Origin of the sequence: Paraburkholderia lycopersici, assembly GCF_900096975.1 — a bacterium.
Lineage (GTDB): Bacteria > Pseudomonadota > Gammaproteobacteria > Burkholderiales > Burkholderiaceae > Paraburkholderia > Paraburkholderia lycopersici.
In genome coordinates this window covers 132,980-155,596 of the sequence record NZ_FMYQ01000006.1, presented here as the reverse complement: position 1 = coordinate 155,596, position 22,617 = coordinate 132,980, and the positions used below count along the sequence as shown (strand labels likewise).

The window sequence follows — 22,617 nt, the reverse complement described above, 5'->3', positions numbered from 1 at the left end:
CCCGGTTCGTCATACGGGGATGTCCCCGATAAAGTATTCAGGAAAATCACATGGCTATCGTAGAAGTGAAGGTCCCGCAGTTTTCGGAGTCGGTGTCGGAAGGCACGATGCTGCAGTGGAAGAAGAAGCCGGGCGAAGCGATTGCCCAGGACGAAGTCGTCATCGAGATCGAGACCGATAAGGTCGTGCTCGAAGTGCCCGCGCCGGCAGCCGGCGTGCTGACCGAGATCCTGGTGGGCGACGGCGCAACCGTCGAGAGCGAACAGGTGATCGCGAAGATCGACACGGAAGCCAAGGCCGGCGCCGTTGCTGCTCCCGCAGCCGCCGCTGCCCCGGCTGCCGCAGCGGCTCCCGCAGCCGCGCCGGCCGCCGCCGCTGCCGCATCGACGGCAAGCAGCACCGTTGCTTCGCCCGCCGCGTCGAAGCTGATGGCCGAGAAGGGCCTGTCGGGCGGCGACGTCGCCGGCACGGGCCGCGACGGCCGCATCACGAAGCAGGACGTGCTCGGCGCGGGCGCGCCGAAGACCGCACCGGCAGCCGCAAAGCCGGCAGCCGCCAAGCCGTCGCTGCCGCAAGTCAACGCGCCGGCATCGGCCACGAACTGGCTCAACGACCGTCCGGAACAGCGCGTGCCGATGTCGCGTCTGCGTGCGCGTATCGCCGAGCGTCTGCTCGAGTCGCAGCAAACCAACGCCATCCTCACGACGTTCAACGAAGTGAACATGGCGCCGGTCATGGATCTGCGCAACAAGTACAAGGACAAGTTCGAGAAGGAACACGGCGTCAAGCTCGGCTTCATGTCGTTCTTCGTGAAGGCCGCGGTTCACGCGCTGAAGAAGTTCCCGCTCGTGAACGCGTCGATCGACGGCAACGACATCGTCTACCACGGCTACTTCGACATCGGTATCGCCGTCGGCTCGCCGCGCGGTCTCGTGGTGCCGATCCTGCGCAACGCGGACCAGCTGAGCCTCGCCGAAATCGAGAAGAAGATCGCCGAATTCGGCCAGAAGGCCAAGGAAGGCAAGCTCTCGATCGAGGAAATGACGGGCGGCACGTTCTCGATCTCGAACGGCGGCGTGTTCGGTTCGATGCTCTCGACGCCGATCATCAACCCGCCGCAGTCGGCGATCCTCGGCGTGCACGCGACGAAGGAACGCGCGGTGGTGGAGAACGGCCAGATCGTGATCCGTCCGATGAACTACCTCGCGATGTCGTACGACCACCGCATCATCGACGGCCGCGAAGCCGTCCTGTCGCTGGTCGCGATGAAGGACGCGCTGGAAGATCCGGCGCGTCTGCTGCTCGACCTGTAAGGCGGCCCTGCGCGCGCGTTTCGCGCGCGCAGTTCCCACGCATCAAGTCTCACACTGAGCGCCGGGCGCGCGGATTCCGGAAGCCGGGGTCCGCGCGCCGCGCTCGCGTCTCGAAAGGATGACCATGTCCAAAGAATTTGACGTCGTCGTGATCGGCGCCGGCCCCGGCGGCTATATCGCGGCGATCCGCGCCGCGCAGCTCGGCAAGTCGGTTGCCGTGATCGAACAATGGAAGAACCCGGCCGGCGTGCCGAAGCTCGGCGGCACCTGCCTGAACGTCGGCTGCATTCCGTCGAAGGCGCTGCTCGCCTCGTCGGAAGAGTTCGAGAACGCCCAGCATCACCTCGGCGACCACGGCATCACCGTGGGCGACGTGCAGATCGACGTCTCGAAGATGCTCGGCCGCAAAGAAGCCATCGTCGAGAAGATGACGAAGGGTATCGAGTTCCTGTTCCGCAAGAACAAGATCACGTGGCTCAAGGGCCACGGCAAGTTCGTCGGCAAGAGCGACGCCGGCGTGCAGATCGAAGTGAGCGGCGAAGGCGAGACCGAAGTCGTCACGGCGAAGAACGTCATCATCGCGACGGGCTCGAAGGCGCGCCACCTGGCCGGCATTCCGGTCGACAACAAGATCGTCGCCGACAACGAAGGCGCGCTCTCGTTCGACGCCGTGCCGAAGAAGCTCGCCGTGATCGGCGCGGGCGTGATCGGCCTGGAACTGGGCTCGGTGTGGCGCCGTCTCGGCGCCGACGTCACGATCCTCGAAGCGCTGCCCGAATTCCTCGGCGCAGCCGACCAGGCGCTCTCGAAGGAAGCCGCGAAGCTCTTCAAGAAGCAGGGTCTCGACATTCACGTCGGCGTGAAGGTCGGCGAAGTGAAGGCAACGGACAAGAACGTCACGATCGCCTACACGGACAAGGACGGCAATGCGCAGGTGCTCGAAGCCGACCGCCTGATCGTCTCGGTCGGCCGCGTGCCGAACACCGACAACCTCGGTCTCGAAGCGATCGGCCTGAAGGCCAACGAGCGCGGCTTCATCGACGTGGACAACCACTGCGCGACGAGCGTGCCGAACGTCTACGCGATCGGCGACGTGGTGCGCGGCCCGATGCTCGCGCACAAGGCCGAAGACGAAGGCGTGCTGGTGGCCGAGATCATCGACGGCCAGAAGCCGCACATCGACTACAACTGCATTCCGTGGGTGATCTACACCGAGCCGGAAATCGCGTGGGTCGGCAAGACGGAACAGCAGCTCAAGGCCGAAGGCCGCGACATCAAGACGGGCCAGTTCCCGTTCATGGCGAACGGCCGCGCGCTCGGCATCAACAAGGCCGACGGCTTCGTGAAGATGATCGCCGACGCCAAGACCGACGAGCTGCTCGGCGTGCACATCATCTCGGCGAACGCATCGGACCTGATCGCGGAAGCCGTGGTGGCGATGGAATTCAAGGCTGCCGCCGAAGACATCGGCCGCATCTGCCATCCGCACCCGTCGCTGTCCGAAGTCATGCGCGAGGCGGCACTCGCCACCGACAAGCGCGCGCTCAACATGTAAGCGCGAGGGGCGGGGCGGCCGTTTGATGGCCGTCTTGCCTCGAAGTACCTTGCATCGCGTACAGAGGCGGGTGGGCTTTTGCTCTCCCGCCTTTCCTCATTTGCGGCACAGAAAATGAACGTCACCGAATACTACGAAAACGAACTGCAGAAGCGGGGATACAAGCCCGATACGGCACAGCGCGCCGCGATCGACCGGCTGCAGCGGTGTTACGACGAATGGGGCGCCTACAAATCGCGGCGTTCGAACGCGATCAAGAAGTTCCTCATCCACCCGGACCTGCCTCGCGGCGTCTACATGTGGGGCGGCGTGGGGCGCGGCAAGAGCTTCCTCATGGACAGCTTCTACGCGGTCTTGCCGCTGCAGCGCAAGACGCGCCTGCACTTCCACGAGTTCATGCGCGAGGTGCATCGCGAGCTCGAAGAACTCAAGGGCATGGCCGATCCGCTCGACGAACTCGCGCGCCGCATCGCGAAGCGTTATCGCCTGATCTGCTTCGACGAATTCCACGTCTCGGACATCGCCGACGCGATGATTCTCTATCGCCTGCTCGACGGCCTCTTCAAGAACGGCGTGCAGTTCGTGATGACGTCCAACTACGATCCCGATCTGCTCTATCCCGACGGCCTGCATCGCGACCGCATGCTGCCCGCCATCGATCTGCTCAAGAGCAAGCTCGACGTGCTCAACGTCGACGCGGGCGTCGACTATCGTCAGCGCACCCTCGCGCAGGTCGAGGTTTACCACACGCCGCTCGGCGCGGCCGCCGACAAGGCGCTGCGGCACTCGTTCGCGCAGCTTGCCGCCGTGCCCGACGAGAGCCCGATCCTGCATATCGAAAAGCGCGAGCTGAAGGCATTGCGCCGCGCCGACGGCGTCGTATGGTTCGACTTCGCCACGCTGTGCGGCGGTCCGCGCTCGCAGAACGACTATCTGGAGCTGGCGAGCCGCTTCCACGCGGTGGTCCTTTCCGACGTGCCGCAGATGACGCCGCGCATGCAGTCCGAAGCGCGCCGCTTCACGTGGCTCATCGACGTGTTCTACGACCACAAGGTCAAGCTGCTGATGTCGGCCGCTGTGCCGCCGGAGCAGCTCTATGTGGAAGGTCCGATGGCCAACGAGTTCACGCGCACCGTCTCGCGCATCGTCGAAATGCAGTCGAAGGAATATCTCGAAGCACCGCGCCGCATCGTCGATACGGCGTTGACCTGAGCGGTGATGCGCGGCAATGAGCGCATTCGTCGCGATGCGCCAGTCGCAAGTTAGCGGCGCAGCGCCTTTTTCAAGATTCGGACCCGTCTGATATGGGCGGCCGGAGCGAGTGGATATCGTTTGTCGGTACAGCATCTGACAAAGGACCTTCCATGACTCCGCATCGCGATATCACCGACGAAGAATGGCAGCGTGTAATGCTGCTCCTGCCGGAACTGCGCCCGCGCTCCGAGCTGCGCGGCCGGCCGCTCGCCAACACGCGCTCGGTGCTCAATGGCGTGTTATGGGTCATCTATAGCGGCACGACCTGGTCGGCCATGCCGCGCCGCTACCCCTCGTATCAAACCTGTCATCGGCGCTTCAAGATCTGGCACGACGAAGGCGTGCTCAAGCGCGTGATGGCCGAGCTGTTTGGCGATGAAGGCGTCAGGCTGTGCAGCACCATCGAATCGCGCATGCGGATGCGCAGGCATGAGAACCGTGCCGAAAGGGCCGCGCGCCGGCAAGAGGCCGCGCGCAACCTGCCTCGTAATTCTCCGTTCGCGCCCGTTGCATCCGCCGCACCTGCCGCGCCGGTGCAGCCGTTCGGCTATCGCTCGGTGTATCGGCACAGGGCGTAGTGCGGCGATCGTCCACAGCCCCAATGCGCGCGCATCAATACGTTGTCTTGCATCGATCGTGCGAAGCGCCGGCCGAAGGCGCACATACGTATCCGGCCGGTTTCGTTTCTCAGGTTCGCTCGCCGGTTCGTGCGCCGGCTGCCGGACGCGCTATCTCACTGCTGACGCACCCAGGTCTGCGAGCGGCCGAGCAACGAAATACCCAGATAGCCCCGCACGACGAGTTTCTGGCCGCCGTCTTCGGTGTGCATCTTGCAGCGGTACACCTTGCCGTTTTCCGGGTCGAGGATATGGCCGCCGTCCCAGCCGTCGCTGGTTTTCTTCATGCTGTCGATGATCGTCATGCCGAGAATCGGCTGGTCCTTGCGCGCATCGGTGCAGGCCGTGCAACGCCGGTCGGGCTGGTCATTGGCGCCGAGTCCCTTGATGACCTTGCCGCTCAGGTCTCCATTGGCGTCTGCGCTGATTTGCACGAGCGCCTTCGGTTGGCCGGTATGGTCGTCGATGGTCTGCCAGACGCCAACGGGCGTTTCGGTCTGCGCGTGCGCGACGAGGGCGCCGCACAGCAGTGCGCCCGCAAGCGCGAAACGGCGTATGGCGCGACTTGTGAGTCGGTTCATGTCTTCCTCCACTGATGTTGTTCGTGATGGCGATACGGCCGTCCAACGCGCTTGGGCGCCGAACGGTCACGGCAGAATACTGGAAAGCATCGTGCGCGTTTGAGAGAAGGGGTTCTAGTCTGGGCAGTTCGGCCGAGCTGAACCAAAACCAGCGGAGATGCAAGGACACCGCGCAATCCCTGGAAATTTTTCCCGAAGTGTTGTGGGAAAAGAGCCGCGAGCGCCAAATTTGCGACCGGGAGCCCGAAAGGCGTGAAAGTGAGTAATAATTGTGCCGATTTGTAAAAATTAGAACTGTCAAAGCAGGTACTACATGGACTACAAGTGGAGAGTTCGTCGCATTGCCTTGGCGGCGCTGGTGGTGATCGGGGGTATCGGTACGGGCTGCGCGCAGACGCCGCCTGACAATTCAGCGGCAGCGGCGCCCGTAGCACAGACCACCGCCGCACCCGCAGTGCAGGATGAGCAGGTCACGATGCAGGCGCTGGCGGCGAGCCAGCCGACCGCGCTCACGCCCGACGAGGCGAAACAGAACGCGGCGGGTAACGTGGCCGAGCTTCAGCAGATGTTGCGCGGCTCGGATCTCAGCGAGCTGCGCACCACCTACAACGGTTCGTATGGTGCGAGCCTGCTGTTCTATGGCAAGGAAATGACGTATTACGTCACGCTGTTTCAGAACAAGACGTTCTGGCGCGTGATCAAGACGAGCGACGAGACGCGCGCGGAAGCAATTTATCGCGACTTCGCGCAGAAGTCGGCGCAGCTTGCGGAAGTGGAAATCCGCCGCACGCGCCTCGAGGCGCAGAAGGCGTTCACCAACCGCATGATCGCGCTCACCCAGGACCACGCAAACCGGCTTCAGGCCGATCTGGCGATCGCGCGTGAGCAGCAGGCACTTGTTGCGGACCAGCAGAAGCAGGGTCGCGATCAGGCCAACACGCTGCAAGCCCAGAAGGCCGCTGCACAGGCGCAACTGCGCACCGTGCAGCGCCAGGTGCGCGAGCTGCAGCAACAGGTGGAAGGCGGCTTGCCGGTCCGCTAATCGAGCCGAGCGGGTAGGCGGCGCACCATGTGCGCCGGTCTGCGCGATGTGCGCGGATGTGACAAGCCGATGCGGTGAAAAAAGGCGGGGCGCCCTTAGGCGCTCCGCCTTTTTTTGGGCCCGATTCTGAAATGCCCGAGCCGGAGGGGCGTGAGGCGGGAAGCGGTCGCTGCGCGCTCAGTGCTTGCCGTGGCGATGCGCGTCGCGGCTTTTGTGATGTTCGTCGGCCGGTTGATGCTTCGGTTGCGAGCCGGTGGGCGTCGGATCAACGGCGATAGGGTCGCTCGCCGGAAAGGTTTCCTCGAGTGCTTCGTCGAGCGGGTCTTCCTGCGAGGTTTGCGGTTGCTTCTGCTTGGATGCGCTCATGGCGGTCTCCCTGGCAATAGGCGTCACTGTCTCAGAATAACGCAAAGGCCAAAACCATGACCGCGAGACAGTTTCGGATACACCGAAAAGAACGGCGCGCAAAGAAGCGGGCGCGCCGAGGCGCGCCCATATCCCGAGGAGCGGAGAGGCCGGCGTACGCATTCGACGAATGCGCCGGCCAGTAGCAGCTTAGCTGTTGCCCGAACCTTCGCCGCCGTTGCCGCCATTGTTCACCGCGCCGTAGAGACGGCGGCGGCGCGTGACGACGACGGGGCCGTCCTGTGACGGACGCTCGGTGCTGCCGGGCGCCGGCCAGCTTTCGCGAGGTTCGCGAGATTCGCGGGGCTCGCGCGGCTCTCTCTGCTCGCGCGGACCATGACCGCCATGGCTGCCATGGGGGCCGCGGCTCGTGTGCTCGCCGTGCGAGCTGCGGGCGCCGCCCGGGCGCGGCCCCGGACGGGTGCCGGTGTCGAGCTGGATAGTCGAGATGGCGCGCTTGTAGATGCCTTGCAGGCCGACGGGCGTGCGCAGCATCACCAGGTACTGATCGAACGACTCGATACATCCGGTCAGGCGAATGCCGTTGACCAGATAAATTTCGACGCGCTTTCTTTCTTTTCGCGCGGCGTTCATGAAGTCGTTTTGCGGGTGCGATTCTGCGGAAGGCATGGACTCGATTTAGCCAGGCGGCTCGATGCCGCAATCAGTTGGAACGTTTGCTCGCCGCGATTCTACCTTGTGTCGGCGAAGCGCGCGTGCGGGGAAGCATGCTTACTGCTGAACTATACCGGCTCGCGGCTGGCGCCGCAGGTTGACGAAAAGTGCTCGTTGCGTCCCTCGTCGGCGACCGCGGCCAGCAAGCGGGTCGGATGACGGGTTCCGATACACAGCGACAGCGGTTTTCGGCGGGGCGCGCCGACGATACGCATCCCGGCGGCCAACACCGTGACATATCGACGCTCCCAGCGCACTTTCACAGCGTAGTCCATGAAAGCGCGCCATGCTCGACCGATTCGAGCCTTCGCATATCGTGATTCGATCGATCTGCGACGATTCTCGCGTCTCGCGCGCGCTGCGTTCCGTGCGGCGGCGCACGCGACGCCATCGCAATCGCAATCGCGTCGCAGCGTGCGCGAAAGAGGCGAAATCGCCGCTCGCGCGGAATAAGCGCGCTCGCCGCGACGTTTAACGCCATATCGACGATGCCGGGCGAGCGCGCGCTCACGCCGCATGTGATGCGGCTCGCCGGGTCTCCCAGGTCATCCGTCCGGCTATCCGGGCGTAACCTCAGCGGAGGTGGCCATGAAGCGGTTTCGAAGGTTTTTCGCGTGCCTCGTTTGCGCGGCGCTAGCCGGCGTTTCCGGCGTCGGGCTTGCCGCGTGCGGCGACATGAACTCAGGCGGGTCGTCCTCGAGCAGTTCGGGCGGCTCGTCGAGCGGCGGCGGCTACTGAGCGGCGTGCGGCGTGTTGCGCCATCCTTCGCCGGAATTCGAAGCACAGGTCGTGGCGCAGCTCGGGCCCTTGCGCCGGTATGCCCGCGCATTGACCGGCGACGCCGCATGGGCCGACGACCTCGTGCAGGACGCCGCCGAGCGTGCGCTCTCGCGCTGGACCTCGTTTCGGCCGCAGAGCAATCTGCGCGCGTGGCTGCTCACGATCCTGCGCCATCTCTACATCGACCAGTTGCGCGGGCGGCGTGAGATCGCCGTCGACGACGAAGCGGCGCCCTGGCGCACGCTCGAAGCGCCGCGCGGCGAGGTGGACGGGCTCGTGCTGCGCGACCTGCAGCGCGCGCTGTATGTCCTGCCGGCCGCGCAGCGCGAGGTGCTGCTGCTCGTGTGCGTGGAGGAGTTGAGCTATAGCGAGGCGTCGGCGGTGCTCGGCGTGCCGGCCGGCACGGTGATGTCGCGCCTGTCGCGGGCGCGCGAGCATCTGCGCGCGTTGCTCGACACGGGGCCGGCGCGGGATCCCGCGCAACGAGCCGCGTCGCTCAGGGTGGTGGGGACGATGAGATGAATCACGACGATCTCGACCACGAACATGAGGGCATGCTGCCCGGCGGCCCTGAAGAGGATCTGTCGATGCTCGGTGCTTTCGTCGACGACGAATTGCCGCCCGGCGAGCGCGCGGCGCTGCAGGCGCGCCTCGCGTCCGATCCACAGGCGGCGGGGCGCGTGGCCGGTTATCGCGCGCAGAAGGCCGCGCTGCGGGCACTGTGCGAAGGCGCGCGCGTGGGCGGCGAGCGCGCGGCGTCCGCTTCCGACGACGCGCCCACCGTGCTCGTGCTGCGTGCCCGCACGCCGTGGTGGTGGCGCGCGGGCATCGCCGCCGCGTGGGCGGCTCTGGGCGCGGGGCTCGCGGTGGCGGCCACGGCGCTCGTGCCGCGGCTCGCGCCCGGCCTCGCGCCGGCGCTCGTGGCCGGCGCAACGCCAGCGGCCACGCGCTTCGAAACCCCCGAAGCGTTCGCGCGCCGCGCCGATGTCGCCTATGCGGTGTATTCGCCGGAGCAGCGGCACCCCGTGGAAGTGGGCGCGGCCGACGAAGCGCATCTCGTCGCATGGCTCTCGAAGCGGCTCGGCAAGCGGCTTTCCGTTCCGTCGCTCGCCGAATATGGTTACGCGCTGGTGGGTGGCCGGTTGTTGCCCGGCAATTCGGGCCCGGCCGCGCAATTCATGTACGAGAACGATGCGGGCGAGCGGCTCACGCTTTATGTGAGCAGTTCGGGCATCGACCGCGACGCCGTGCGCCTCCTGCGCGACGGCAACCGCCGCACGTTCTACTGGAGCACCGACCGCATGGGCTACGCGCTTTCGGGGCCGCAAACCGAGCCGCAACTGCGCGACATCGCACTCGAAGTGTGCGGCGCGCTGGGCGGCAAGCCCGCGCAGTGGTGAGCGGCGGCGAGGGCGGGGCCATGCCAGCGCGGACCGGCTGCGGTAGCGGAGTGCGCCGATGAGCGACGCCGCGCGCCCCTTGCCGCCCGGCATCGACGCGGACCGCTTCGAGCGCGCGCTCGCGGCGTTCGCGGAAGTCGTCGGCGCGCCGAACGTATGCCGCGGCGGCGCATCGCTCGACCCGTATCTCGATCCATTTTTGCCGCTCGCCGATCCGCATGCCTTCGCGCCTTCGGCGGCGATCCTCCCCGCGAATGTCGAGGAGATCCGCGCCATTCTGCGTATTGCGAACGAGACCCGCGTGCCGCTCTGGACCGTTTCCACGGGCCGCAACTTCGCTTATGGCGGCGCCGCGCCGCGTCTCGCGGGTTCGGTCGTGCTCGACCTGCAGCGCATGAACCGCATCCTGGAGGTGGACGAGCGGCTCGCGTGGGCGCGCGTCGAGCCCGGTGTGAGCTACTTCGACCTGCATGCGCACCTGCGCGAGCAGCATCTGCGCCTTTGGGTCGATCCGCCCGCGGCCGGCTGGGGCAGCGTGATCGGCAACACGCTCGAGCGCGGCTTCGGCACCACGGCTTACGGTGACCACGCGTCGGCGCAGTGCGGCATGGAGGTCGTGCTCGCCAACGGCGACGTGGTGCGCACCGGCATGGGCGCGATCGAGAACGGCACGGCCTGGCAGCTCTACAAGCCTGGCTATGGCCCTTCGTTCGACGCTCTCTTCACGCAATCGAACTACGGCATCGTCACGAAGATGGGGCTCTGGCTGATGCCGGCGCCGCAGGCGTTCGTGATCGGCGAGATCCAGTTCGCGCGCGAGGACGATCTGGGCGTGATCGTCGATACGCTGCGTGCGCTCCAGCTCGACGGCACGATACGTCAGCATGCCGTGATCGAAGGCGCGATAAGGCGCGCGGCGAGCCTCGCGCCGCGCTCGCGCTGGTACGACGGCGAAGGGCCGATGCCGGAGGACGCCGTCGCCGCGATGCAGCGCGCGCTCGGCGTGGGCCGCTGGAACCTGCACTACGCGCTTTACGGCGCGCCCGAGGTGATCGACGTGCAGCGGCGCATCGTCGAGCGCGCCTTCGCCGGCGTGCCTGGCGCACGCCTCGCGTCGCGGCGTTATGCCGAAGGCGACGAGCCGCAGGGCGGCGGCGACCGCAATTTCGCGGGCATACCCGCGATGAGCGCTTTTCGCATGCTCGACTGGCGCGGCGGCGAGGGCGCGCACGTGGACTTCTCGCCGCTGTGTCCCGCCGACGGCCGCGACGCGCTGCGTCAGTACGCGCTCGTCAAGGCGCGCGCGGCCGAGTACGGCTTCGACTATTACGGCGGCTTCACGGCGGCGGGGCGTTATCTGCATCATGTGTTCGCGGCGATCTTCGCCCGCGAGCGCCGCGCCGACGCCGCGCGCGCGGGCGACCTGTTGCGCGCGCTGATGAGCGACGCGGGCGCGGCGGGCTATGGCGTGTACCGTTCGCATCTGCTCTACATGGACTATGCGGCGGCGCAGTACGCATTCAATGACGGCGCGCTGCTGCGCCTTTCGCAGACCGTGAAGGACGCGCTCGATCCGCAGGGCGTGCTGTCTCCGGGCAAGCAGGGTATCTGGCCGGCGGGGTGGCGAGCGCAACGCGGCTACACGTGAAGGCGGCCTGAAGGATCGCGTGAGGATAGCGCGAGGGCAATGGAGGATGCGATGAACCGGCGAGCTTTTCTCGGCGAGGCGACGGCCGCGGCGCTCGGTGCGGTGTGGCGGGCGCAGCCGCTCGGGCTTGCGCTTGCCGGATCGGTGCCCGATGCGGGCGCGGGTTTGGGTGCGGCAAGCGCCGCGGTGTTCGATCCGGCGCTGCCGCAGGGCCGCGCGCTCGCGCGCGAGGCGGCGCGAGCGGGATGCGCGGCATGGGCCGTTGGCGATGGCGCGAGCGACATCGGCGGCCTGTGGCATGCGCGGATTGCGCGACGGCTCGAGCCCGGCGCGACAGTGATCGGCGCATTGCGTCCCTCGGACCGCTTCGTGCTCGCACGGCTCGCCGCAGCACGGCGGGTGGCGTTGCGCGATTTCGCATCGGCGGCCCATCGCGCGCCGGCTAAAAGCGATAGTCGGGATTGCGCGCATCGAACGTGAGGGCGTCGAAGGCCTTCGGTTCGACGCGCTCGATCACGATGTCCTCGATGGGGCGCCCTTCGCCATCGTACGACTGCACGGTGCGAAACCATGGATGCCGCAGATCGAGGCCGAGCGTCTCGCGGTTCGCGGGCAGGCCGCGCGCGTCGGGCGGCGCGTCCCACGTGAAGGCGACGACGCGCACGCCGTCGAGCGTTTCGACGGCAATGCGCGAGGCTCGGGCCGCGCCCGCCGCCGCAAGCCGCGGGTAGTCCTCGAGGAAATGCCGCGCGATCGCCTCGGTGCCGAGGTCGGTGAGCCGATGATGCGATTGCGAGCGCGCGAACGCGCTGTCGAGCTGCGTCCACATCGATATGGCGCCAAAGAGGCCGCCCGTATGGCCGTACATTTCGTCGCCGCGGTGCGTGGCGTCGTAGAGCACTTCCTGGCCCGCGTGCGCGCCGTCGGGCAGCCAGCGCGCGTAGAGCCGCAGCGGAGCATGGGCGATGCGCACGAGCAGATGATCGGCCGCGGCGGGCCAGCGCCCGTCGATGCGCTCGCGATGCCGCATCGAGATTTCGCACGACGCATAGCCGTTCGGTCCAGCCGCGATATAGCGCGCGAGCGTGTCGCGTTCGAGCGAGGCGAAGAGCGCGACGAGTTGCGCGTCGCCGAGCTGCGCGAGCGTGCCGTCGCGCGCGGCGCGCTGGAGCCAGCGCACCTGCGCGTCAGCGGGCAGCGCGCTCACTTCGGAGGGCGGCGTCCGCGCTTCGGGGCCGGCGTGGCTTGCGTCAGGCAACGCGGCGAAGAACGCCGCAAACAGTGCCGCGATGCGCGCGACGCGCATGCACGTTTGCACGCGCGTCGCCGGACCTCGGCGTGTCGAAATACGCGTGGAGCGAGACGTCATCGACAAGGCCCTCCACGGTGCGTCGATGTTGGCGGGCAAGCGGCGCGCGCCGGATGTGCCGCGAGCGCCATCACCGCATCAACGTCTCAGACTTGCGTTTTCTTCCCGGCTTTTGCGATTTCCCCGTCGCGCAGCTGCCGCCGCAGCACCTTGTCGATGGTCGATGGCGGCAGCGACTCGCGGAACGCGACGAGCGCGCGGCAGGTCATCGGCGAGCCAGCGCTCACGCAGGCGGCGCGCTTGGGAAAGTGCGCAGTGCAGTCGTCGACAAAAGCAGAAAGGCCGTGCGGGCGAACCCGGCACGGCCTTTCATTGCGTCGTTGCGGCGCCGCCGCGCGCTTGGATCAGACGCCCGACACCTGCTTCGCCGTCTGCGTCATGTCGATGCCGCGACGCTCGCGACTGAACGGGATCAGCACGGCGATCACGACGGCCACCGTTCCGGCGACGATTGCCATGGCCATCGCGTAGTTCTGGTCGTGTGCTTCGGCGAGCGAGGCCTGCAGCGTGGCGTTGACCGAAGCGAACAGGTTGCCGAGCTGGTAGACGAGACCCGGGAAGGTCGCGCGTACTTCGTCCGGCGAGATTTCGTTCAGGTGCACCGGAATCACGCCCCACGCGCCTTGCACCGAAATCTGCATGAGGAACGCGCCCAGCGCGAGCAGCAGCGGGCCTTGAGAGAACGCCCACAGCGGCAGCACCGGCAGCGCGATCAGCGCAGCGATGAAGATCGCCTTGCGACGGCCGATTCTCTCGGAAATCTGGCCGAAGAAGAGGCCGCCCACGATCGCGCCGATATTCAGCACGATGGTGATGATCGAAACCGTGTGCGGATCGAAGTGATGCTGCTCGCGCAGGAAGGTCGGATACAGGTCTTGCGTGCCGTGCGAGAAGAAGTTGAACGCGGTCATCAGCACGATCGCGTACACGGAAAGCACCCAGTTGTGCTTGAGCGTGGTGATGAGGCTCGGACGCGCGCGCTTTTCCATCTCCTTCCAGGCCGGCGATTCGGGCACGTGCGTACGCACGTAAAGCACGAGCAGCGCGGGCAGGACGCCCACGAAGAACATGCCGCGCCAGCCGATGTATTGGTACAGCACGCCGAACACGATCGAGGCGAGCAGATAGCCGCTGGGATAGCCCGCCTGCAGCAGGCCGGAAACGATGCCGCGCGACCTGGGGGGAATGGTTTCCATCGTGAGCGCGGAACCCACGCCCCATTCGCCGCCCATCGCGACGCCGAACAGCGCACGCAGGACGATGAAGGTCGTGAGGTTGGGCGAAAAGCCGGTGAGTAGTTCGAGCACCGAATAGCACGCGATATTGACCATCAACGTGGGGCGGCGGCCGTATTTGTCGGCGAGGCGGCCGAATATCAGCGCGCCGAGCGGGCGCATGGCCAGCGTCAGCGTAATGGCGAAAGCCACGGCCGGAATTTTGGTGTTGAATTCGTTGGCAATGTCTTTCAGTACGAAAACCATTAGAAAGAAATCGAATGCATCGAGCGTCCATCCGAGGTACGCCGCAATCGTGACGTTCTTCTGTTCCCGCGTCCAGCTCATGTTGTTTGTTCTCCTGTGAAACGGGTGCAATGCCATGTCTCCTGTTGATTGCAGCAAGCGTCTCGACGCTCGCTGCAATCCCTTGCACGTGGCGGCATTGCATCGTGTGGCTAGATTGGCCCCCGCAGCGGGCTTCGCGCCAGTGTACGCCCGGCATTAAACATTTGCATGCATATGACTGCAACCCGGAGTAATCCCTGGAGAACCTGCGTGTGGGCGAAAGCTTCCTGTTTTGTTCGTAATTTAAATGTAATTAAACTGAAGGCAGTTAAATGAGTTCGTGTGCAGCCAATGCAAATAAATGAATGCAAACGCGTGCATCAGTTGTGCGAATTGAAAACGGCGTTGACGACGGTCGAGGCGTAGTCGCGCCGAACGAGTACATCGCATCGACGTTCAGGTTACCGAACGATCCAGTCTATTTGACCGCATTGACAGCATAGTGGCCTGCGCCGGGTGCGACCGATAGCCATGCGCTTTCGAGCTAATTGCCGACCGCGGGGGGATCGTCGGTGTCAGTGATCTGATGGGCCGCCGGGGTGCGGCGCCCGTATTTTTTATATGCCGTGCTAAAGGGTACTGACCGGGGGACCGATGACAGATTCACGACGGGTGGGCGAAAGCGCCGGCTGTAGCGTGGTTGCAACGGTTGCGCGCGCAAAGGAACTGGCCGCGGATGCGGCTTGCGCGGCTCGCCGCCTGCGGCGCAGGCGACGCCCAAAAAGCACAAAATACTATTTAATGAACGATCGTGCTTTTCCCTATGTTTCTCGCTGGACGACCTCGCTAGAATCGGTGGCTTCTCATCGGGTTCCGCGTGGCGGAGCTTCGCCAGCCGGCAGACATCAAGGAGACGAAAGCATGCGTGTCAGGGAAATGTTCGAACTGGGCGGGCAGGTTGCGCTCATCACCGGCGGTTCGCGCGGTCTGGGCCTGCAGATGGCGCAGGCGCTCGGGGAGATGGGCTGCCACGTGGTCATCACGGCGCGCAAGGCCGACGAGCTTGCCGAGGCGGCCGGCCATCTGCAGGCGCTCGGCATCGAGGCGACGACCGTCGTGAGCGACCTGCAGCACCCGGAGGCGGTCACGCCGCTCGTGAGCGAGACGCTGGCGGCCTGCGGCCAGATCGACATCCTCGTGAACAATGCGGGCGCTACGTGGGGCGCGCCTGCCGAGGATTATCCCGACGAGGCGTGGCACAAGGTCATGAACCTGAACGTGAACGCGCCGTTCTTTCTCGCGCGCGAGGTGGGCAAACGCAGCATGATCGCACGCAGGCGCGGCAAGATCATCAACGTCGCTTCCATTGCCGGCCTGAAGGGCTCGCTCGGCCCGATGCAGACGATTGCGTACAACACCTCGAAGGCGGCGGCCATTAATTTCACGCGCGCGCTGGCGGCCGAATGGGGCAAGTACAACATCAACGTCAACGCGATCTGCCCCGGCTTCTTTCCCTCGAAGATGTCGGCCGGCTTGCTCGACAAGATGGGGCAGGCGGTGATCGATCAGACGCCGCTGCACCGTCTCGGCGACGACGACGATCTCAAGGGCGCGGTGGTGTTCCTCGCGAGCCAGGCGGCGCGCCACGTGACGGGCCAATACCTCGCCGTGGACGGGGGCGCGAGCGTCGTCTGATCGAGCATTCCCGGTTGCCTGCCCGAACCCGCGGCGGGCAACCCGCGCCGATTCCACGGTAAGCGCGACCGTGTGCCGCCCGCAGGCGGCACGGCCGCGTTCTTCAAGAGACTCGCTCGACGGAGCCCGCCATGCCCACGTCTGTCCCGACACCTTCCGAAAATCCTTCGTCTTCCTCAGCGTTTTCCCCGCGTCTGGTCTCGCCGCATTGGCCCGCGCATCTGTCGCCGCGTCTGAGCATTCCGGAGACGAACCTGTTCTACAACGCCGAGGTTTCGGCAGCGCGCTATCCCGACAAGCCATTCATCATCTTTTACGACACGGTGGTCACGTTCGCCCAGTTCAAGGACGAGGCCGAGCGTGTGGCCGGCTATCTGCAGCAGGAATGCGGCGTGGAGGCCGGCGATCGCGTGCTGCTCTACATGCAGAACAGCCCGCAATGGGTCATCGCTTATTACGGTATCCTGCGTGCCAACGCCGTGGTCGTGCCGGTCAATCCGATGAATCTCACCGAGGAGCTCTCGCACTACGTGGAAGACAGTGGCGCGACGACGGCTTTCGTCGCGCAGGATCTTTACGCGCGCATCGCGCCACTCGTGCGGGAGGGCGAAGGCGAGGGCGAGGGCCTGAAACATCTGCTCGTCGCCACCTATAGCGACTATCTGAAACGCGAGCCGTATGCGCCACCGCCAGAATTCGTGAGCGCTCCGCGTTCGGTAGATGGCCCCGGCGTCGCCCACTGGGCTGACGTGCTGGACGCGGGCTGCGTGCCTGGCGCGCTTACCGCGGGCCCCGACGACCTCTGCGTGATGCCGTACACCTCGGGCACCACGGGCAAACCCAAGGGCTGCATGCACACGCACCGCAGCGTGATGGCGACGGCCGTGGGCGGCTGCAACTGGTTCGGAAGTAATCAGGATGCCATACAACTTTCGGTGCTGCCGCTCTTTCACGTGACGGGCATGCAGGGCGGCATGAACAGCCCGATCTACAACGGATCGACTGTGTTGCTGCTGCCGCGCTGGGACCGCGACGCCGCCGCGCGCGCGATCGAGCACTACCGCATCAACGGATGGCAGGCGATCTCGACAATGGTCGTGGACTTCATCTCTAACCCGCGCATCGACGAATATGATCTGTCGAGCCTCGCGTGGATGCGCGGCGGCGGCGCGACGATGCCCGACGCGGTGGCGAAGAAGCTCAAGGATCTGACCGGCCTCGACTTCGTCGAAGGCTATGGCATGTCGGAGACCATGGCCGGTACGCACATCAATCCGCCGCAGCGTCCAAAGCCGCAGTGTCTGGGCATTCCCGTATTCGACGTCGATTCGCGCGTGGTCGATCCGATTACGCTGGAAGAGATGCCGCCGGGGGAATCAGGCGAGCTCATCATGCATGCGCCACAGGTGATGCTGGGTTACTGGCGCAACCCCGAGGCGACGCGCGAAGCGTTCATCGAGCGCGACGGCAAGCGCTTTCTGCGCACCGGCGACCTCGTGCGGCGCGACGAGGAAGGCTATTACTTCATGACTGACCGCCTCAAACGCATGATCAACGCGGCGGGCTTCAAGGTCTGGCCGGCCGAGGTCGAGGCGCTGATGTACCGGCATCCGGCGATCAAGGAAGTGTGCATCATCGGCAGTCAGGATCCGCGACGCGGCGAGACGGTGAAGGCAGTCGTCGTGCTCGATCCGACGCAGCCCGGCCGCGTGAACGAAGACGATATCATCGCCTGGGCGCACGAGAACATGGCGGCGTACAAGGCGCCGCGCATCGTGCAGTTCGTCGAGACGTTGCCGAAATCGGGCAGCGGCAAGATTCTCTGGCGCAAACTGCAGGAAGACGAGATCGAGGCGCGGCGCAACGCTTGAGCCGGTAGACCCGGCCGGGGGCGTTTCCATATCAAACCCGTCTGAGTGGGGCGCCAGCGCGCGCCTTGCCAGACGGATTTCGTCTTCAAGCCGCTTTTTTCTTCCGGTACGTCAGGCGCCTGCGAGCGCCGGCAATCCTCCTTCGTGCCATTCCTGCTCCATGGCGGTCGCCAGGGTTTGCCAATCCTGGGCCGCGCCGCGCTCTGCGGGCTGGGCTAGCGGCCATTCACCTGGCGCTCGCGCATTCTTTCGCGCGAGGATCGCCTCGCACAGAAACTCCATGCTGTAAGCCTTTAGCAGATGCGGATGATGCGCCTCGATATAGGCCGCGACACGTGCATGTTCGCCCGCGATCGAGGCGAGCGAGTAGAGCGTGCGGACGTCCCAGCGAAAACGCAGGCCTAGTTCGGCGAACGCCGTGTTGAACGCGCAAAGCTGCGCTTCCAGTTGACGATCGTGTCCGGCGGTGGGATGGCTCATGGCTGTCTCCTCTATCGAGATTGGCGTGAATCAAGCGTAGAAGCACCAATGAATAAACGATAGTTAAAGTTTTTTTAGATAATCATAAGTAATGTTTTATGAAACGTGCTTGCGCGCCGCAACGCTCAAGTACGAGTAAACCCGCTTGGCTATCGGCATCTCACTGATATACTGTATTGTAAATATAAAATTGCACGGTAACGCCGGCTAACCAGAACATTGGAGACGAACGACCGATGTCCGCCGAAAGAGAACTCGCCGCCATGGCGTCTCAGGTCACCTTGACCCTGGAGCCGATCAACGCGACCGTTTCACTGCGCGATCAGGCCTACGCGAAGCTCAAGCAGGCCATAGCGGAAACCGACATTTACCGTTCGCGAGACGAGATCCGGCTGGACGAGAAGGAGTTGACCGAGAAGCTCGGCGTGAGCCGCACGCCTGTGCGCGAGGCGATGACGTTGCTGGAACAGGAGGGTTTCCTGCGGACCGTGCCGCGGCGCGGCGTCTACATCTTGCGCAAGACGCGCAAGGAGATCGTGGAGATGATCTATATGTGGGCCGCGCTGGAAAGCATTGCCGCGCGCCTCGCCACGCAGCGGGCCTCGGACGACGACATCGCGGGCCTGCGTCGCATGTTCGCGACCTTCGGCGACTCGACGCCCTCGGAGCACATCGAGGAGTACTCCGAAGCGAACATCATGTTTCACCAGTCGCTGGTCGAGCTTTCGAAGTCGCCCATCATTGTCGACACCATCAAGAACATCTTCATGCATGTGCGTGCGATCCGCCGGATGACGATCGCGCAGAGCGATCGTGCATCGCGCTCGATCGTGGACCACATGCGCATCATCGAAGCGCTCGAGGCGCGCGACACCGAGCGCGTTGAGCAGCTCGTGCGGCAGCACTCGATAGAACTCGCGCTGTTCGTGGAAGCCAACTGCGATTTTCTCGACTGACGGAACGGCGGGCCGCGGCGAGCGGGCGTTTCATATCGTGCTGATGCATGAGTCAGGTGTATCAATACGTTTTTCGTCTGAATCGGTGCGTCGGCCCAGAAAGGAAGATATGGAGTGCGTATTAGTTTAATCGGGATGTTCGGGCGTATTGCAGAAGCCTGTCAATGGTGGGTGCCGCGCCAAGGTTTGCCGCCGCGTGAACAGCCATCTCAGGCTGCGCTGCGTACCGCAGCGCAGCAAGCCCAGCATGGGTAAAAAAACGTCTTGACTAATATTGTGTGTGGAATATTGTATATCACGAATCACGCAACGCCCCGCCAAAGAGGAGACGTCATGGCAGAAGCAGGCATCAACGAGGCACAGCAGAACCCTGTGCCCGAAGCGCAGCAAACGACCGATGGTTTTCATCTGGTCATCGACGCGCTGAAACTCAACGATATCGACACGATCTTCGGTCTCGTCGGTATTCCCATTACCGATCTCGCCCGTCTCGCGCAGGCCGAGGGCATGCGCTTCATCGGCTTTCGGCATGAGCAGAACGCGGGCAACGCGGCGGCCGTCGCGGGCTACATGACGAAGAAGCCGGGCGTCTGCCTCACCGTTTCCGCGCCGGGTTTTCTGAATGGCCTGACGGCGCTGGCCAATGCCACGACGAACTGCTTCCCGATGATCCTCATCAGCGGTTCGAGCGAGCGGGAAATCGTCGATCTGCAGCAGGGCGACTACGAGGAGATGGATCAGCTCAACGCCGCGAAGCCCTATGCCAAGGCTGCTTATCGCGTGCTGCACGCCGAGGACATCGGCATTGGCGTGGCGCGTGCGATTCGCGCGGCCGTATCGGGCCGTCCGGGCGGCGTGTATCTCGACTTGCCGGCCAAGCTTCTTGCGCAGACCATCGACGCGGTGAAGGGCCGTCAGTCGCTCGTGAAGGTGATCGACGCTGCGCCGCGCCAGATTCCTGCACCCGATTCGGTGGCGCGCGCTATCGAGGTGATCAGGAATGCAAAACGCCCGCTGATCCTGCTCGGCAAGGGCGCGGCGTATGCGCAAGCCGATGCGCAGATCCGCGAGCTGGTGGAGAAGAGCGGCATTCCGTATCTGCCGATGTCGATGGCCAAGGGCCTGCTGCCCGACACGCACGAACAATCGGCTTCGGCGGCGCGCTCGTTCGTGCTGGCCGAGTCGGACGCCGTGGTGCTGATCGGCGCGCGCCTGAACTGGCTGCTCTCACACGGCAAGGGCAAGACGTGGGGCGCGCCCGCGCCGAAGCAGTTCGTGCAGATCGACATCGCACCTACCGAGATCGACAGCAACGTGGCCATCGAGGCGCCGGTGATCGGCGACATCGGCTCGTGCGTGGAAGCGCTCGTCGCGGGTCTCGGCAAGAATTTTCCCAAGCCGCCCGCCGAGTGGCTCGACGCCGTTGCCGAACGCAAGAACAAGAACCTCGAAAAGATGGCCGCGACGCTCGCAAAAAGCCCGTCGCCGATGAACTTTCACAGTGCGCTGCGCGCCATTCGCGATGTGCTCAAAACGCGTCCCGACATCAACGTGGTCAACGAAGGGGCGAATACGCTCGACTACGCGCGCAGCATCATCGACATGTACCAGCCGCGCAAGCGCTTCGACTCGGGCACGTGGGGGATCATGGGCATCGGCATGGGCTTCGCGATCGGCGCGGCCGTGACGAGCGGCACGCAAGTGGTCGCTATCGAGGGCGACAGCGCATTCGGTTTCTCCGGCATGGAGCTCGAAACGATTTGCCGCTACAACTTGCCGGTTTGCACCATTGTCTTCAACAACAACGGCGTGTATCGCGGCACGGACGTCAACCCGAGCGGCGGCTGCGACGTCGCGCCGACGGTGTTCGTAAAGAACGCGCGCTACGACAGGATGATCGAGGCGTTCGGCGGCATTGGCCATCAGGTCACGACGCCCGAAGAACTCGCGAATGCGCTGCTCGAAGCGATCGCGTCGGGCAACCCCACGTTGATCAACGCAGTCATCGACGAATCGGCCGGCACCGAAAGCGGTCGTCTCACGAATCTGAATCCGCAAAGCGCGGCCATGAAGAAATAAGCCCATTTGATCAGGCAGACCAGGAGATACGAGAAATGAGCAAACCCCTCGACGGTATCAAGATCATCGACTTCACCCACGTGCAGGCGGGTCCCGCCTGCACACAGATGCTCGCGTGGTTCGGTGCGGACGTTATCAAGGTGGAACGCCCGGGTGCGGGCGACGTGACGCGCTCGCAACTGCGCGACATCCCCGACGTCGACGCGCTTTACTTCACCATGCTCAACAGCAACAAGCGCTCGATCACGCTCGACACCAAGAAGCCCGAAGGCAAGGAGGTGCTCGATAAGCTGATTCGCGAGTCGGATGTGATGGTCGAGAATTTCGGCCCGGGCGCGCTCGACCGCATGGGCTTTACGTGGGAACGCATCAAGGAGCTCAACCCGAAGATGATCGTCGCTTCGGTCAAGGGCTTCAGCGAAGGCCACCATTACGACGACCTCAAGGTCTACGAGAACGTCGCGCAATGCGCGGGCGGCGCGGCCTCGACCACGGGTTTCTGGGACGGCCCGCCCACGGTGAGCGCGGCCGCGCTCGGCGACAGCAACACGGGCATGCACCTCGCCATTGGCATTCTCACTGCGCTGATCGGCCGCGAGAAGACAGGCAAGGGTCAGAAGGTCGCCGTGTCGATGCAGGACAGCGTGGTCAACCTGTGCCGCGTGAAGCTGCGCGACCAGCAGCGACTGGACCGTCTTGGCTTCCTCGAGGAATATCCGCAGTATCCGCACGGCACGTTCAGCGACGTCGTGCCGCGCGGCGGCAACGCGGGCGGCGGCGGCCAGCCTGGCTGGGTGCTCAAGTGCAAGGGCTGGGAGACGGACCCGAACGCGTACATCTACTTCACGGTGCAGGGCCACGCGTGGGAACCGATCTGCCGCGCGCTCGGCAAACCCGAATGGATCGACGACCCGAATTACGCGACGGCGCAGGCGCGTCAGCCGCATATCTTCGACATCTTCGCGACGATCGAGGCGTGGCTCGCCGACAAGACCAAGTTCGAAGCCGTCGACATTCTGCGCAAATTCGACATTCCGTGCGCACCCGTGCTCAGCATGAAGGAAATCGCCAATGATCCGTCGTTGCGCGCAAGCGGTACGATTGTCGAAGTGCCGCACAAGGAGCGCGGCTCGTACCTCACGGTGGGCAGCCCGATCAAGTTCTCGGAGCTGAAGCCCGAGATCACGGGTTCGCCGCTGCTGGGCGAGCACACCGACGAGGTGCTGGCCGACCTCGGCTACACGCCGCAGCAAATCGCGGCGCTGCACGAAGTGCGGGCGGTTTGACGCCCATCCGCTGACGAAGCAGGCAGGCAAATGCGGACGCAGCGCCAGCTGCGCCCGCGAACGTTCGCAACGCCAGAAGGTCAGGCAGGACGCCGCGTAGCGCATGCAA

At 64.9% G+C, this 22,617-nt stretch carries 23 protein-coding genes; 15 read left to right on the top strand and 8 right to left on the bottom strand.

Annotated elements, in window-relative coordinates:
* The first annotated feature begins 50 nt into the window (after positions 1-50).
* The 4 genes from odhB to BLU17_RS09430 all read left to right on the top strand — a co-directional run bounded on the left by odhB (position 51) and on the right by BLU17_RS09430 (position 4,700).
* Complete coding sequence (odhB, locus tag BLU17_RS09445) at positions 51-1,313, top strand: 2-oxoglutarate dehydrogenase complex dihydrolipoyllysine-residue succinyltransferase (RefSeq protein WP_091996459.1); 1,263 nt, start codon at positions 51-53, stop codon at positions 1,311-1,313.
* A 124-nt stretch (positions 1,314-1,437) separates the two neighbouring features.
* Entirely contained in the window at positions 1,438-2,868 is a 1,431-nt protein-coding gene (lpdA, locus tag BLU17_RS09440) for a dihydrolipoyl dehydrogenase (RefSeq protein ID WP_091996458.1), read from the top strand.
* A 114-nt stretch (positions 2,869-2,982) separates the two neighbouring features.
* Positions 2,983-4,080, top strand: coding sequence for a cell division protein ZapE (zapE, locus tag BLU17_RS09435; protein ID WP_091996457.1), 1,098 nt, complete (start codon positions 2,983-2,985; stop codon positions 4,078-4,080).
* Positions 4,081-4,232: 152 nt separating this feature from the next.
* Entirely contained in the window at positions 4,233-4,700 is a 468-nt protein-coding gene (locus tag BLU17_RS09430) for a transposase (RefSeq protein WP_176928986.1), read from the top strand.
* A gap of 155 nt (positions 4,701-4,855) precedes the next feature.
* On the opposite strand, the gene BLU17_RS09425 is transcribed toward BLU17_RS09430, so the two are convergent.
* Positions 4,856-5,320: a DUF2147 domain-containing protein gene (locus tag BLU17_RS09425; RefSeq protein WP_091996529.1), complete on the bottom strand. Its 465-nt coding sequence runs from the start codon at positions 5,318-5,320 to the stop codon at positions 4,856-4,858.
* 313 nt (positions 5,321-5,633) lie between these two features.
* Between BLU17_RS09425 and BLU17_RS09415 the strand changes: the two genes are divergently transcribed.
* The gene (locus BLU17_RS09415) at positions 5,634-6,362 is read left to right on the top strand and encodes a DUF2968 domain-containing protein (protein WP_091996454.1); all 729 of its coding nucleotides are present in this window, start codon (positions 5,634-5,636) and stop codon (positions 6,360-6,362) included.
* 177 nt (positions 6,363-6,539) lie between these two features.
* On the opposite strand, the gene BLU17_RS09410 is transcribed toward BLU17_RS09415, so the two are convergent.
* The 3 genes from BLU17_RS09410 to BLU17_RS32255 form a co-directional block, all read right to left on the bottom strand.
* Positions 6,540-6,728 carry a hypothetical protein gene (locus tag BLU17_RS09410; RefSeq protein WP_091996453.1) on the bottom strand — a complete coding sequence of 63 codons (189 nt, stop codon included), beginning with the start codon at positions 6,726-6,728 and terminating at the stop codon, positions 6,540-6,542.
* A gap of 189 nt (positions 6,729-6,917) precedes the next feature.
* The gene (hfq, locus tag BLU17_RS09405; RefSeq protein ID WP_091996452.1) at positions 6,918-7,397 is read right to left on the bottom strand and encodes an RNA chaperone Hfq; all 480 of its coding nucleotides are present in this window, start codon (positions 7,395-7,397) and stop codon (positions 6,918-6,920) included.
* Between the two features lie 113 nt (positions 7,398-7,510).
* On the bottom strand, positions 7,511-7,717 hold the full coding sequence (locus BLU17_RS32255; RefSeq protein ID WP_143189202.1) for a hypothetical protein: 207 nt from the start codon (positions 7,715-7,717) through the stop codon (positions 7,511-7,513).
* A 313-nt stretch (positions 7,718-8,030) separates the two neighbouring features.
* Between BLU17_RS32255 and BLU17_RS33065 the strand changes: the two genes are divergently transcribed.
* The 5 genes from BLU17_RS33065 to BLU17_RS09380 are packed head-to-tail and all read left to right on the top strand — an operon-like array spanning position 8,031 to position 11,750.
* On the top strand, positions 8,031-8,180 hold the full coding sequence (locus BLU17_RS33065; RefSeq protein ID WP_176928984.1) for a hypothetical protein: 150 nt from the start codon (positions 8,031-8,033) through the stop codon (positions 8,178-8,180).
* 12 nt (positions 8,181-8,192) lie between these two features.
* Positions 8,193-8,744, top strand: coding sequence for a sigma-70 family RNA polymerase sigma factor (locus BLU17_RS09395; protein WP_091996450.1), 552 nt, complete (start codon positions 8,193-8,195; stop codon positions 8,742-8,744).
* Positions 8,741-9,622, top strand: coding sequence for an anti-sigma factor family protein (locus BLU17_RS09390; RefSeq protein ID WP_091996449.1), 882 nt, complete (start codon positions 8,741-8,743; stop codon positions 9,620-9,622). The genes BLU17_RS09395 and BLU17_RS09390 overlap by 4 nt, the downstream gene beginning before the upstream one ends.
* Positions 9,623-9,680: 58 nt before the next feature.
* Positions 9,681-11,270, top strand: coding sequence for an FAD-binding oxidoreductase (locus BLU17_RS09385; protein ID WP_091996448.1), 1,590 nt, complete (start codon positions 9,681-9,683; stop codon positions 11,268-11,270).
* Between the two features lie 51 nt (positions 11,271-11,321).
* Positions 11,322-11,750 (top strand): hypothetical protein, encoded by a 429-nt coding sequence (locus tag BLU17_RS09380; RefSeq protein ID WP_143189201.1) that lies wholly within the window; start codon positions 11,322-11,324, stop codon positions 11,748-11,750.
* Here BLU17_RS09380 and BLU17_RS09375 read toward each other — a convergent pair.
* From BLU17_RS09375 to BLU17_RS09370, 3 genes are all read right to left on the bottom strand, one after another.
* The gene (locus BLU17_RS09375) at positions 11,713-12,588 is read right to left on the bottom strand and encodes a DUF1571 domain-containing protein (protein ID WP_176928982.1); all 876 of its coding nucleotides are present in this window, start codon (positions 12,586-12,588) and stop codon (positions 11,713-11,715) included. The genes BLU17_RS09380 and BLU17_RS09375 overlap by 38 nt on opposite strands.
* Before the next feature lie 137 nt (positions 12,589-12,725).
* Positions 12,726-12,866, bottom strand: coding sequence for a hypothetical protein (locus BLU17_RS33060; RefSeq protein WP_176928981.1), 141 nt, complete (start codon positions 12,864-12,866; stop codon positions 12,726-12,728).
* A gap of 117 nt (positions 12,867-12,983) precedes the next feature.
* Positions 12,984-14,201: an MFS transporter gene (locus BLU17_RS09370; protein WP_091996445.1), complete on the bottom strand. Its 1,218-nt coding sequence runs from the start codon at positions 14,199-14,201 to the stop codon at positions 12,984-12,986.
* A gap of 861 nt (positions 14,202-15,062) precedes the next feature.
* Here BLU17_RS09370 and BLU17_RS09365 point away from each other — a divergent pair.
* Together BLU17_RS09365 and BLU17_RS09360 are read left to right on the top strand one after the other, a co-directional pair.
* The gene (locus tag BLU17_RS09365; RefSeq protein ID WP_091996444.1) at positions 15,063-15,836 is read left to right on the top strand and encodes an SDR family oxidoreductase; all 774 of its coding nucleotides are present in this window, start codon (positions 15,063-15,065) and stop codon (positions 15,834-15,836) included.
* 131 nt (positions 15,837-15,967) lie between these two features.
* On the top strand, positions 15,968-17,707 hold the full coding sequence (locus BLU17_RS09360; protein WP_091996443.1) for a long-chain fatty acid--CoA ligase: 1,740 nt from the start codon (positions 15,968-15,970) through the stop codon (positions 17,705-17,707).
* 111 nt (positions 17,708-17,818) lie between these two features.
* Here BLU17_RS09360 and BLU17_RS09355 read toward each other — a convergent pair whose 3' ends face one another.
* Positions 17,819-18,187, bottom strand: coding sequence for an HAD family hydrolase (locus BLU17_RS09355; protein ID WP_091996442.1), 369 nt, complete (start codon positions 18,185-18,187; stop codon positions 17,819-17,821).
* Positions 18,188-18,423: 236 nt separating this feature from the next.
* Between BLU17_RS09355 and BLU17_RS09350 the strand changes: the two genes are divergently transcribed.
* The 3 genes from BLU17_RS09350 to frc all read left to right on the top strand — a co-directional run bounded on the left by BLU17_RS09350 (position 18,424) and on the right by frc (position 22,508).
* A complete protein-coding gene (locus BLU17_RS09350) occupies positions 18,424-19,143 on the top strand; it encodes a GntR family transcriptional regulator (protein WP_091996441.1) in 720 nt (239 codons plus the stop codon).
* A gap of 333 nt (positions 19,144-19,476) precedes the next feature.
* Positions 19,477-21,222, top strand: coding sequence for an oxalyl-CoA decarboxylase (gene oxc / locus BLU17_RS09345; RefSeq protein WP_091996440.1), 1,746 nt, complete (start codon positions 19,477-19,479; stop codon positions 21,220-21,222).
* Positions 21,223-21,257: 35 nt separating this feature from the next.
* A complete protein-coding gene (frc, locus tag BLU17_RS09340; protein ID WP_091996439.1) occupies positions 21,258-22,508 on the top strand; it encodes a formyl-CoA transferase in 1,251 nt (416 codons plus the stop codon).
* The last annotated feature ends 109 nt before the right edge of the window (positions 22,509-22,617 follow it).

Excerpts from the sequence above, each read along its gene's own strand:
- BLU17_RS09355 (WP_091996442.1), bottom strand. The coding sequence starts at position 18,187 with ATGAGCCATCCCACCGCCGGACACGATCGTCAACTGGAAGCGCAGCTT.
- frc (WP_091996439.1), top strand. The coding sequence starts at position 21,258 with ATGAGCAAACCCCTCGACGGTATCAAGATCATCGACTTCACCCACGTG.
- lpdA (WP_091996458.1), top strand. The coding sequence starts at position 1,438 with ATGTCCAAAGAATTTGACGTCGTCGTGATCGGCGCCGGCCCCGGCGGC.
- BLU17_RS09410 (WP_091996453.1), bottom strand. The coding sequence starts at position 6,728 with ATGAGCGCATCCAAGCAGAAGCAACCGCAAACCTCGCAGGAAGACCCG.
- BLU17_RS09425 (WP_091996529.1), bottom strand. The coding sequence starts at position 5,320 with ATGAACCGACTCACAAGTCGCGCCATACGCCGTTTCGCGCTTGCGGGC.
- BLU17_RS09360 (WP_091996443.1), top strand. The coding sequence starts at position 15,968 with ATGCCCACGTCTGTCCCGACACCTTCCGAAAATCCTTCGTCTTCCTCA.
- BLU17_RS09390 (WP_091996449.1), top strand. The coding sequence starts at position 8,741 with ATGAATCACGACGATCTCGACCACGAACATGAGGGCATGCTGCCCGGC.
- BLU17_RS09430 (WP_176928986.1), top strand. The coding sequence starts at position 4,233 with ATGACTCCGCATCGCGATATCACCGACGAAGAATGGCAGCGTGTAATG.
- BLU17_RS09365 (WP_091996444.1), top strand. The coding sequence starts at position 15,063 with ATGCGTGTCAGGGAAATGTTCGAACTGGGCGGGCAGGTTGCGCTCATC.
- BLU17_RS09415 (WP_091996454.1), top strand. The coding sequence starts at position 5,634 with ATGGACTACAAGTGGAGAGTTCGTCGCATTGCCTTGGCGGCGCTGGTG.
- hfq (WP_091996452.1), bottom strand. The coding sequence starts at position 7,397 with ATGCCTTCCGCAGAATCGCACCCGCAAAACGACTTCATGAACGCCGCG.
- BLU17_RS09385 (WP_091996448.1), top strand. The coding sequence starts at position 9,681 with ATGAGCGACGCCGCGCGCCCCTTGCCGCCCGGCATCGACGCGGACCGC.
- oxc (WP_091996440.1), top strand. The coding sequence starts at position 19,477 with ATGGCAGAAGCAGGCATCAACGAGGCACAGCAGAACCCTGTGCCCGAA.
- BLU17_RS09370 (WP_091996445.1), bottom strand. The coding sequence starts at position 14,201 with ATGAGCTGGACGCGGGAACAGAAGAACGTCACGATTGCGGCGTACCTC.
- BLU17_RS09350 (WP_091996441.1), top strand. The coding sequence starts at position 18,424 with ATGTCCGCCGAAAGAGAACTCGCCGCCATGGCGTCTCAGGTCACCTTG.
- BLU17_RS32255 (WP_143189202.1), bottom strand. The coding sequence starts at position 7,717 with ATGGACTACGCTGTGAAAGTGCGCTGGGAGCGTCGATATGTCACGGTG.
- BLU17_RS33065 (WP_176928984.1), top strand. The coding sequence starts at position 8,031 with ATGAAGCGGTTTCGAAGGTTTTTCGCGTGCCTCGTTTGCGCGGCGCTA.
- BLU17_RS09380 (WP_143189201.1), top strand. The coding sequence starts at position 11,322 with ATGAACCGGCGAGCTTTTCTCGGCGAGGCGACGGCCGCGGCGCTCGGT.
- odhB (WP_091996459.1), top strand. The coding sequence starts at position 51 with ATGGCTATCGTAGAAGTGAAGGTCCCGCAGTTTTCGGAGTCGGTGTCG.
- zapE (WP_091996457.1), top strand. The coding sequence starts at position 2,983 with ATGAACGTCACCGAATACTACGAAAACGAACTGCAGAAGCGGGGATAC.